This window comes from Floridaenema aerugineum BLCC-F46, assembly GCF_041929345.1.
Taxonomy (GTDB): Bacteria; Cyanobacteriota; Cyanobacteriia; order Cyanobacteriales; family Aerosakkonemataceae; genus Floridanema; species Floridanema aerugineum.
On record NZ_JBHFNQ010000027.1, the window covers coordinates 16,560 to 27,482 of the forward strand.

The 10,923-nt window shown below is 43.8% G+C and carries 11 protein-coding genes; 5 read left to right on the plus strand and 6 right to left on the minus strand.

Translation table 11 applies throughout. From position 1 onward, the window contains the following. The first annotated feature begins 23 nt into the window (after nt 1–23). Nucleotides 24–728, plus strand: a complete 705-nt coding sequence (locus ACE1CC_RS03045) for a DUF2232 domain-containing protein (protein ID WP_413269001.1) — start codon at nt 24–26, stop codon at nt 726–728. A 172-nt stretch (nt 729–900) separates the two neighbouring features. Further along, nucleotides 901–2,016, plus strand: a complete 1,116-nt coding sequence (gene cobT / locus ACE1CC_RS03050; protein ID WP_413269002.1) for a nicotinate mononucleotide-dependent phosphoribosyltransferase CobT — start codon at nt 901–903, stop codon at nt 2,014–2,016. An 18-nt stretch (nt 2,017–2,034) separates the two neighbouring features. Here cobT and ACE1CC_RS03055 read toward each other — a convergent pair whose 3' ends face one another. After that, nucleotides 2,035–2,406, minus strand: a complete 372-nt coding sequence (locus tag ACE1CC_RS03055; RefSeq protein WP_413269003.1) for a hypothetical protein — start codon at nt 2,404–2,406, stop codon at nt 2,035–2,037. 280 nt (nt 2,407–2,686) lie between these two features. Between ACE1CC_RS03055 and ACE1CC_RS03060 the strand changes: the two genes are divergently transcribed. Further along, the gene (locus tag ACE1CC_RS03060) at nt 2,687–3,883 is read left to right on the plus strand and encodes an extracellular solute-binding protein (protein ID WP_413269004.1); all 1,197 of its coding nucleotides are present in this window, start codon (nt 2,687–2,689) and stop codon (nt 3,881–3,883) included. Here ACE1CC_RS03060 and ACE1CC_RS03065 read toward each other — a convergent pair. The 3 genes from ACE1CC_RS03065 to ACE1CC_RS03075 form a co-directional block, all read right to left on the minus strand. Beyond that, nucleotides 3,841–4,356, minus strand: coding sequence for a hypothetical protein (locus ACE1CC_RS03065; RefSeq protein ID WP_413269005.1), 516 nt, complete (start codon nt 4,354–4,356; stop codon nt 3,841–3,843). The two genes, ACE1CC_RS03060 and ACE1CC_RS03065, sit on opposite strands and share 43 nt — an antisense overlap. Before the next feature lie 78 nt (nt 4,357–4,434). Beyond that, entirely contained in the window at nt 4,435–5,559 is a 1,125-nt protein-coding gene (locus ACE1CC_RS03070) for an aldo/keto reductase (RefSeq protein WP_413269006.1), read from the minus strand. Nucleotides 5,560–5,650: 91 nt separating this feature from the next. After that, a complete protein-coding gene (locus ACE1CC_RS03075; RefSeq protein ID WP_413269007.1) occupies nt 5,651–6,154 on the minus strand; it encodes a bifunctional nuclease family protein in 504 nt (167 codons plus the stop codon). Between the two features lie 341 nt (nt 6,155–6,495). On the opposite strand from ACE1CC_RS03075, the gene ACE1CC_RS03080 reads away from it, so the two are divergent. Beyond that, a complete protein-coding gene (locus ACE1CC_RS03080) occupies nt 6,496–7,149 on the plus strand; it encodes a riboflavin synthase (protein ID WP_413269008.1) in 654 nt (217 codons plus the stop codon). Between the two features lie 118 nt (nt 7,150–7,267). Here the strand turns inward: ACE1CC_RS03080 and ACE1CC_RS03085 are convergent, their stop codons facing one another. After that, nucleotides 7,268–9,052, minus strand: a complete 1,785-nt coding sequence (locus tag ACE1CC_RS03085; protein WP_413269009.1) for a M23 family metallopeptidase — start codon at nt 9,050–9,052, stop codon at nt 7,268–7,270. Between the two features lie 35 nt (nt 9,053–9,087). Beyond that, entirely contained in the window at nt 9,088–9,903 is an 816-nt protein-coding gene (locus ACE1CC_RS03090; protein ID WP_413269010.1) for a biotin--[acetyl-CoA-carboxylase] ligase, read from the minus strand. A 97-nt stretch (nt 9,904–10,000) separates the two neighbouring features. Between ACE1CC_RS03090 and pgeF the strand changes: the two genes are divergently transcribed. Further along, a complete protein-coding gene (gene pgeF / locus ACE1CC_RS03095; protein ID WP_413269011.1) occupies nt 10,001–10,846 on the plus strand; it encodes a peptidoglycan editing factor PgeF in 846 nt (281 codons plus the stop codon). Nucleotides 10,847–10,923: the final 77 nt, after the last annotated feature.

Genomic DNA, 10,923 nt, shown 5'->3' on the forward strand with positions numbered 1-10,923 from the left:
CTGCTTACCTTTTGGCAATTTGCATGAGTGAATCTTTAAGAGATCCCGCAGATGAAAATGCTGGTAAATCTAACTCTCCTACTTTGCTACCGCAAACGCAAGTGCAGTCAACTGCGCCGTTAGCATTGGTAGAAACGGCATTTTTAGCTAGTACTGCCAGCTTAATTTGGTTAGTCAATTTTTACTTTCCTTTGGGTCCAGTACTGCGAATCTTTTTCCCAGTTCCCATTGCTTTAGTTTACCTGCGTTGGGGAGCAAGAGCCGCTTGGATGTCGGCTTTAGTTTCTGGGTTATTATTATCAGTGTTGATGGGACCGCCTCGCAGTATTCAGTTTTTCATTCCCTTTGGGTTGTTGGGTGTGCTGCTGGGTGCTTGTTGGCGGCGCAGAACTAATTGGGGAATATCAATTTTTTTAGGCGCACTCTTAGGCAGCATCGGTTTCTTTTTCCGATTTTGGCTGCTTTCGGTGCTTTTAGGGGAAGATCTCTGGGTTTATGGCATTACTCAAGTAACAAATTTTTTAGATTGGGTATTCCTCAAATTGGGATTATTAATCGAACCAAGTATATTTTTGATTAACGTGATTGCGATCGCAATGGTCTTCCTCAGCAATTTAGTCTACCTATTCGTCGTCCATATCGCCTCCTGGATATTACTACAACGCTTGGGCAACCCCATCCCTCAACCTCCCCATTGGGTACAGGTGATTTTGGATTATGAAGATTAGTTGCAGGGATTGGGGACTAGGGCGGGGTTAGGGGTTAGGGGTTAGGGGTTAGGGAAAAACTCCGCAATCTCCGAAAGCTCCCCAGTCCTGTAGGACAGGCATCTTGCCTGTCATTCCCAGTCCTGTAGGACAGGCATCTTGCCTGTCATTCCCAGTCCCCTTGATTAAAACTATGATTAAAATTTACACTCAAGAAGAACAGGGAAAACGTTGGTTGCAAAGGTATCGCGGTTGTCAACCTGTGTTTGCTTGTGTGTTGGGATTTACGGAAACTGGGTTAATTCCGGGAATTTCTGCGGCGGGGGCGACTCCTTGCGATCGCAAATATACCGCCCTAGCTGATGCAGAATTTTTATATAATGGCCCTTCACCTAATCCAAAATATCCCTTGCCACCATTGCACGCAGGCGCTTCTCCAGTATTAATTTCTCGTGCTGTGGTTGAGTCTCTTTCCTTGCCTCTCTATATATTTAATGCAGGTTTACTGCAACCACCAGCGATCCCAACTATTGATTTAGGAGGTGAAGCGGCTAATTGTTTAACTACAGGAAAAGCCCTCGATCTAGCTATAGTTAAAAGTTTGCTAAATCAAGGGTTAGTTTGGGGAGAAAAGTTAGCCACCCTACATCCATCAAGTTGGCTAATTTTAAGTGAATGCGTAGTTGGCGGAACTACTACTGCATTAGCAGTACTCACTGGTTTCGGTTTTGCTGCTGTTGGTAAAGTTAATAGTAGTCACCCGCAATGTAATCATCAACAAAAGTGGGCTGTGGTACAGCAGGGACTAAAAGCATCTGGTTGGCTCGATTTTGACAAATTCCCCGCTGCTTTGGGGGCGTTGCAATTAGTAGCAGCTGTTGGCGATCCCATGCAAATTGTAGTTGCGGGAATGGCGATCGCCGCTAGTAGAATCTCCGGGGTAATGCTCGCTGGAGGAACCCAAATGTTAGCTGTTTATGCCTTAATTCAGGCTATAGTCACAGAATTTTCTTTACCTTGGCAACAGGAACAAATCGTCGTCGGTACAACTCGCTGGGTCGCAGAAGATCCTACAGGTGACACAGTAGGTTTAGCTCAAATTGTTGGTTCAGTTCCTTTGCTGAGTAATAACTTCAGTTTTGCTAATTCTTGCTATGAAAAATTACGAGTTTATGAGCAGGGATACGTCAAAGAAGGAGTCGGAGCAGGTGCTGCTTGTATTGCTGCTGAGCTTTATGGGGGTTGGAATCATAGCCAACTTCTCCACGCTGTCGAACTTTTAGCAGCACGGTTAGAACAAAATCAGTAAAATTACACCGCCTAATTGTTAATAAACTCTTTTAGCTAGTAATTGTTCTTCTAAGGCAGCAATTCGGTTGTATGCTGCTGTTAGTTGTGCCGTCAACCGTTGAATTTGAATTTCCGGCCCTAACTCTTTTTCCCGATTTGCTGAGTTCGAGTCTGAGTAGCTGTTATCTATCAAAATATCTTTGTGTGCTAAGGCAGCATCTACTCTAGTCAAACTACTGTAAGATGGGCGTTCTCCGACTCTACCAATAAACTGATCCGTATCTTTTGGGGTCGATCGCTTGACTTCTGACAAAATTTCCCCCATCCTCTCATTCAAATGTTCAACCATTTGGCAGAGAGTCTCTATCTTGTCATTCAATCCATTAACTTGATTTTTTATCGAATCCATCTTATACCCCTATGATATTAAGTCTATCCCTCTATCCTACAGAATAAACTCTTAAAATTTGACTGGCTTATGAATCATTTAACTTTTGGCAAACTCCTTATGCAATGTTTCTCAGGTTAGGGGAAATTTTACTCATTGGTTGCTATTGCCAGCTGCAAAACCAGATTTTCCCAAGGGAATTATGTTAACTTAATTAAACTAGTTACTTTGTTTGTAGCTAAGGTAAATTACTGGTCAATTAAACATCCTTATTGACAATAACCCCCAAGTTTAAGGTTAAATGAAGCGACGCGATTTTTTATTAGGTACTAGTACTCTAGCGATTTCCAGTTTAGTCACAGGTTGTAGTAGTCCCCAACAGGCAAGTTTAAGAATTAGACTGCTGAAAGATTCTATTCCGGCTCAACTATTAAATGAATTTCGCCAGGAATTTAAGCAGATAGGTGAATTAGATTTAACGGTAGAAGCACAACTAATTAGCTTGTTCACAAGTTTACAAGAAAAACCAAAATCTCAAAATTGGTGGTCAAAGCTTCCTCTGTTAGCCGCAAGAGAAAAACTGAGTTCGATCGCAGATTTAGTCACTTTAGGAGATTATTGGTTAGTATCTGCGATCGAGCAAAAGCTAATTCAACCTTTAGACCCCACTCAATTGAAACAATGGGAACAATTACCTCCACAATACCAGCGATTAGTCCGCCGCAATCTTCAGGGAAATATTGACTTAAAAGGACTTGTTTGGGGTGCGCCTTATCGTTGGGGTACGACAATGATTGTTTACCGTCGGGATAAATTTAAAGATGAAGGTTTAAATCCGCCTCAAGATTGGAATGATTTATGGAAAGAGGAGTTGCGCGATCGCATTTCTTTACCCGATCAACCCAGAGAAGTCATCGGTTTAACCTTGAAAAAAATTAATCCCCAAAACTCTTACAACACTCCACAATTAGCTAAAATTCCTCAGTTGAAATCAGAGCTCAAGGAACTCGATCGACAGGTAAAATTTTATAGCGATAATACCTATTTACAACCCTTGATTTTGGGAGACACTTGGTTAGCTGTGGGTTGGTCTACAGATATTTTACCGATAATTCAACGCTACCCAAACATGATTGGAGCAGTAATTCCCCAATCGGGAACCTCTCTGTGGGCAGATTTATGGGTACGTCCAGCTAAAGCTAATGATAATTTTAGTTTAGCTAGGGATTGGATTGATTTTGGTTGGCAACCAGAAATAGCAGCTTTATTCTCGCGCTTTGGTAAAGCTGCTTCCCCAATTTTTGCTGGCGAAAGTTTGGCAGAATTACCAAAAAGTATCCGCTCCAAAAAGTTACTTTTCCCCTCGCCGGAAGTTTACCAAAGAAGTGAATTTCTCTTACCACTTTCCGAAAAAGCGCAACAGCAATACTTAAATTTGTGGCGGGAAATTCGGTTTCAAGGTTTAGGTTTAGGCGATCGCAAAAGCGGCGGCGCATAATTACCAAAACTTTCCACCCACAAATTGCAATTGTTGGGATTTCCACTATAATCACATCGATAAGCCCCTAAATTTTCTAATTGGGGATTTAATACTTCCACATTGTATCCATCCGGGCGGGAATAAGTACCAAAATTATTTACAAATGCGTATCTTTCTACATAATTTAGTGAATTCCAAATTTGGCGATTTACGATTAAATATACCCGTCTTTCTCCGGGACAAGTAAACCAAAAGTCTAACAACATCCCACCAAATCTTTGTGCAGCCCACCAAATACTAGGCGGTGTAAGATTAGTTTGGGAAATCTCATTTTCTGTAATTGGTTTAGGGCAGATATTGTTTTGTATTCTTTGCTCAAGTCTCTGTCGCTCTTGCGCTTTTACGGGGTATAAATTAAAGCAAGCTAAGAGGAAAATTAGCCAAAAAGTTAGATTTTTCCGATAAACTTTAACTAATAATTGAGCAATCATATCCGGTTCGGTAAATTACTTGTTGCTTTCCAAATTTCTCAGATCCCCGACAACTTCTGCGAAGTCGGGGATCTAAAGTTATTCCCAGAGTCGGCGGCGACTAGGGCCATTTAAGCGTTGATGGGTATCATTTAACAGAGAGGGAATATCCAAATTTTCTGGACAACGGGGGAGACATTCACCGCAGGAAGTACAACGGTTAGCTTTAACTCCGGGAAACCAATGTCCAGCATTTTCAAACATTCGATAACGATATTGACCATAATCTGTCATATCGTAAGCAACCGCAAGATTTCGCAGCCGTAAAACTTCAGGAATGTTAATATTTTCGGGACAAGGGAGACAAGCATAACACTGGCTACATTTGTCTGTTCCCAGAGTAGCTGATTGATGGGTTTGCAGACCCGCTAAAATTTTTAATTCCTCAGTTGTCAGAGGGTCATCTCGATCTGCTATACTTAAAGGCCCAGATAGTTCGCTGGGATTGGCTGCGCCTAAACTCAGGGTAGTAATGCGGCGATCGCTCAACAAAAACCGATAATTTAAAGCTAAAGGAGATAAAGGCGCACACAAATCTTGTAACTTTGGTGGTGGAGAAAACAAGCGTCCGCCCTTATCAGCAGGTGAGATAATAAAAACGCCCAAATCCTTTTGTGCTGCTAATTCAACGGCGGCGGCGTTCCGTTGGAAAAAGTAATAATAATGCAGATTGACGAACTCAAATAACCCAGTGTCGATCGCCTTGACAATCAATTCTAAAGGGCCGTGAGTCGAAAAACCAAAATGTCGTACTTGACCATCTGCGATCGCTTGTTGCACCGCCGAAACACAGCCATTTTCTACCCAGTTTAAATGTTCCCAAGTATTTAACCCATGAATCGCCAAACAATCCAAATAATCAACTTTTAACCGCTCTAAAGACTCATCGATATGGCGGCGCATGGTGTCAGCCTCAGCTGTGGGCGGAATTTTACTAGTGATATAAAGTTGGGAGCGTGGTAGATCTAAACCAGCACTTAATGCTACTCCCAGATATTCCTCACTTTTTCCATAGCCTCTGGCTGTTTCTATGTGATTAATTCCTTGCGCCACAGCTTGCTGTACAGTTGCGATCGCATTACCCTCACACTCCAAGTAGCGCATAGTCCCCAGAGAAAACACTGAGAGCCAGAGATTGGTTTTACCAAAACGCCTATATCGCATATTTAGTCATTTGTCAATCGTCATTTATCATCTGTCATTTGTGATTTGTCATTTGTGGACTAATGACTAATGACTAATGACTAATGACCAGTTAGGCTTCTCCACTGCTGAAGCCACGTCGCTGAATCAAATCTTCGGGTCTAACATTTTCCAGAAATTCCCGAAAAGCCCTTTGTTCTGCTTCATCAGCATCTCTATCTACAGGAATAGAAGCATCAGCAATCACCTCTTCCATCACCCAGATGGGGCTACGGGTACGCAACGCCACTGCGATCGCATCACTAGGACGAGCATCAATATCTTTTTTGATCTCACCTTTGCGAACAGTCAAGACCGCATAAAAAGTATTGTCCTGTAGGGAGTGGATAATAATTCGCTCCACCTTCATTTCCCACGCTTCCAACATATTTACCATCAAATCGTGGGTCAGAGGTCGGGGAGGCGGTTGATTTTCCAAGGCGGCGATAATTGACTTTGCCTGATCTTGACCGATGTAGATCGGCAAAGCCCGTCGCTCAGTCCCATCTTTCAGGAGTACAATTGGGCTGCGCGTGATTGCATCAACTGCAATTCCAGCGACTTTCATCTCTATCATTGGTTTAGCCTATAGAATACCTTTGGCAAAGGAGATTACATTTATACGATAATCTGGTACTGAACTTTTTCAGGTTAGTACCCTAGAGTTTAGGGTTTGTGAGAGTTACCGATGCAACTCAATACTGGCGTTATAGCCAAGTAAAGTCAAATCGATACCATTCAATAAGAATGTCTTTACATTCCCAGTATGCCAGGGTCTTGACTCTGATCCTAACCGTGCCTGCAAAATTTTCACATTTCCCTAAAAAAATTACATTCCTTCAGGTGGTTGGACAAGTAGGTTTGAGAGGCATATATACCATAAAATTAGGAACTAAAAATAAAATTTTTCTAAAAACCGTGTTTACAGGACTAATTCAGAGTTTAGGAACGATTCAATTTCAGAGTGGCGATCGCGTCAGCATCACCTGTGCCCAACAGACAGCAGAAGTGATTTTGGGGGATTTAGCGATCGGAGACAGCGTAGCCGTAGACGGCATCTGCCTCACCGTCGAAGAAATACTAGCCCAAGGATTTCTAGCCACCGCCTCAAGAGAAACCCTCAGTCGCACCCGCTTAGGCAAAGAAAAACTAGAATACAACAGCGTCAACCTAGAAACCTCCCTCCGAGTCGGAAGCAAACTAGGCGGACACTTCGTAACTGGACACATAGACGGAGTAGGCTGTTTAGAAACAGTAGAACAAACCGTCAACTCTTGGGAAATAAGTTTTAGTGCCCCCGAATCAGTCGCCCGCTACATCGTCCCCAAAGGCAGCATCACAGTAAACGGCGTAAGCTTAACCGTAGCCGAATCCAACACCGACGGCAGATGGTTCAAAGTCGCAGTCATTCCCCACACCTACGCCCACACCAACCTCTACCTATTAAAAAACGGTAGCCAAGTAAACCTAGAAGCCGACATCTTAGGCAAATACGTCGAAAAACTCGTAAATTTCCCCAAATCACCCCAAAGCATAACACCCGAATTCTTAATCGAAAACGGCTATGTTTGAAGACAGGGGAGGAGGGAAAGTTTTGAGTTTTGAGTTTTGAGTTTTGAGTTAGGAAGAGAGTTTGGGGAGTTTTAAGTTCTAAGTTTTGAATTCTCCTCCCCTAGAGCCCCTCGAACCTCTACTCGCCAGCGGCAAACAGCGGAGGCGGTGCATCCGTTCCAGGTATGGCGATTACAGGTAACTCAGCGCTAGGTACAGGAATTTGGGGCGATAACTTTTCCTTTTGTAAGGTATTTGGTGGCACCTCATAAGGTTGGACTTCCTGTGGTAAAGTTGCCTGACCACTTTGGAAAGCCCGCACCAATCGAGCTAGAGAGTATTCCAACTGCACTCCCGGGTCTTTAGCTACCCAACCTTGGGGTGTTTGTTCTCGGACTTCAAAATGCAGGTGAGGGCCATTTGAATGACCGCTCTCACCAACTCGACCGATAACTGTGCCCTGTTCTACCCAATCTCCAGGTTTAACTGTAACTTCCGATAGATGACCGTAGCGAGTTTCTTGTGCATCTTGATTGTGACGCAATACCACTGCCAAACCGTAACCGCCCAAGAAATCAGCAAGGGCTACCCTACCCGCATGAGCCGCTAACACAGGTGTTCCCATCGGTGCGCCAATATCTGTGCCAGCATGAAAGCCCCTCTCGCCTGTAACAGGGTGGATTCGCCAGCCAAACATAGAAGTAATTTGGGCGGGAATAGCCAAGGGGAAAATCATGGCTAGATTGGTACGGTTGGATTCGTTATCTGATGAATCGCTGGGGTTGATGGAGTTGTAGTAATAATTTAAAGCCCGATTCCGAGAAATTTGATTGTTCCGGGAACCGCCGATTAACCCATTGATATTAGTGCTGGCAATTTGAGTTTCACCCCTTCTAATCACTCCAGTGCGACTCATCCTGATGCCATTGGGAGTTACCTTAATTGGGCCAACTCTCACTTGATTGGCAGCTGCTATGGTTGTACCTCGCCGTCGCGTTGCTCTAGCTGTTTCGGTATTCTGTATTCGTTGATGGGAACGTTTTCGGGAAACACGGGAGTTTGAAGGCTCTATAGTTATGCGCTCAATTTCATAAGTTCTGGGGGCGCGACTGATTTCCCTAGAACGAGTGCGTCGTGCGATTTCATAAGTTCTAGGGGCGCGACTGATTTCCCTAGAACGAGTGCGTCGCTCGATTTCATAAGTTCTTCTGGGGGCGCGACTGATTTCGGTAGAACTTGGGCGCTCTACGTCGTAAGTTCTGGGGGCGCGGCTAATTTGAGTGCGGGAAGTGTCACGACGGCGAGCAGTTACAGCACTTCTTCTGGCTCTGGGTCTGACTGTTGCTACATCTGCGCTAGGCTTTTCAATAGTGAATTGTTCTCTGACTACTCGCTGACGAGGTTTGTTACGTTCCCGGAATACTACTGCGCTGGGTGGTTGATAGGAACGTCCAGGCAAATCTCGTCTAGTAGTTGCTCCTATGCTGTAATCTGTTGGGTCAATGTAGGAGTTGGTGCTGTTGTTGCCGCTGTTGCTCCGAGATTGAGAAACTCGATTTTGATTGCGAGTTCTGGTGTTACTGGGTGAAGGGTTGGGGGTGCGTCTAATGAATACAGGCTCAGGTGCTTTTGTTGCTGATGTGGGTGCGTCTGGCACTGCTTTGGGCATGATGTCTGGGATGTCGGGTGCAGCGAGGGCTGTCCCGGAGTGAGGATTTTCTACCCAAACTATACTACTGCTAAGAAATGCGGTCGCGAAGCGTGCCGTTAGGCTTATCGCTCCCAACCACCCTATGCCATTCATCAGCAAGGAACGTTGCCAAAAATCAGCAGAATTAAGCGAATCACTTGCTGCTGTTTCTGTTGGTTGATTTTCTGGGTTCTTTACTTTTATTTGCTCGTTTTCGTAATCTGGTTTTTCCATTTCCATCACACCGTATTAATTAGTCACAAAATTTTTTAAGAATAACCCAAATTGATTGTACCGACTGGTAGATGTATTTCCGAAGCGGGGGTTTCCCCAGCATTATTTAAGCAAACTCGCAAGTCCCCATTTTCAGAAACACCAACTATAACTGCAAGCTGTCCATTAATTTCTATTGGACACCATAAGTTATTTAACAGTTTTTCGTAAGCGGGCAACAGAGCAGTTACTCCTTCCTGCTTCCAGTAATCGTATGCTGATACTATTCCTATCAGGGTGAGGGCAGCTAACATTTCTAGTGAAGATATTAATCCTGGATGATTTTCTTGCCAAGTTTGCAGGTTAATGCCTGTTTCTGGAACTGGGTTAACCCAATTGATACCAACACCAATTACTGCTTTGGTGATGCGCTCTTGCTGCACCCTGGTTTCTGTAAGAATGCCCCCAAGTTTATATTTAGAAATTACCAGATCGTTAGGCCATTTGAGGTTGACTGGTATACCAAGTTTGCGTAAATTTTGCGCTATTCCCCAAGCGCTACTCATGGTTAGTTGGGCACCCTGTTTTACTGGTAAATTGGGAGCTAATGACACTGATAAGTATAATCCACCAGGGGGCGAATACCACTGCCGACCCCATTGACCTTTGCCTGCTTGTTGTTCGCTGGCGATGACGACAGTTCCCGGTGGTGCGCCTTGTTCAATTAATTGCCAAAGTTTTTGATTGGTGGAAGGGAGAATGTCAAATAGGTGAAGTGTAAAGGTTTGGTTGTTGACAGGTTGCTGTTGATGGTGATAGTTCTGTTTTAGTGTTTCCAGAGCTTCGGTAAATTTTTGGCGATCGAATCCCACAATCAATTTGCGATTTTTGAAAAGGCGATTTTTGATTTAGTAAATCTTGGTATTAGGTTAGCATAGAAAGCGCTGTCGTTAAAAAAGTTTTGTGAGCGTGATTTCTCCCCAAACAACTGAACTGGAACTAAATAATTCTGCTAATTCTTTCCCTACTTGGCAATGGTGTTTTTGGGAAGGGTTGCCTTATTTAACTTGTAGCTTGTTGGCAAACTGGCAACATGGCTTTTTTACCCGACAGTTTTCGCCCCGCTTTCCGGTAGATTTGGTAGAGGTTTTGCACAAGGATGCTCAGTTTTACCGAGTAAGACAGGTGCATGGTAGTGTTGTGTTAACTCCCAGTGAAGTGAGAGAGCTTTTAGGTGTAGAAAAAGATGCGGGAACGGCAGAGTTTGAGTCTTTACCCCCAGCTGATGCTTTGGTGAGTGAACGGGAAAAACAGGCGGTTTGGGTTTGTACTGCTGATTGTACTCCGGTTTTAATTGCTGATCAAACAACGGGACAGGTGGCGGCTATTCATGCAGGTTGGCGGGGTACGGCTAAGAGAATTGTACCCTTGGCGATCGCACGTCTCCTCTCCCAAGGTAGCAAATTAGAAAATCTTCGCATCGCAATGGGCCCAGCAATTACCGGAGAAGTATATCAAGTTTCTCAAGAAGTAGCAGCAGAAGTAGGCGCTACCGTTGTTTCTGCCAACTCGGAAACAGCAATTTTAAATGCTTTACAAGAGTTACCAAATTCTCCCATTCTCCCAGATTTCGCACCCGGAAAAATGCGTTTAGATGTCCGTCGAGTTAATGAATTACAATTAAATCAAATGGGAATTGCTGAAGAACAAATAGCAATCTCTCCTCATTGTACTTATCAACAACCTGATTACTTCTTTTCCTATCGCAGAGATCAGTTAAAAAAGGTGCAATGGTCGGGAATTGTCAGTAAATAACGCCTGTTGCCAGTTATGATAGTTAATATTAAGTACGTTGTTGCGCTTCAGCGCTCTTGTTAGCGCTGAAGCGCAAC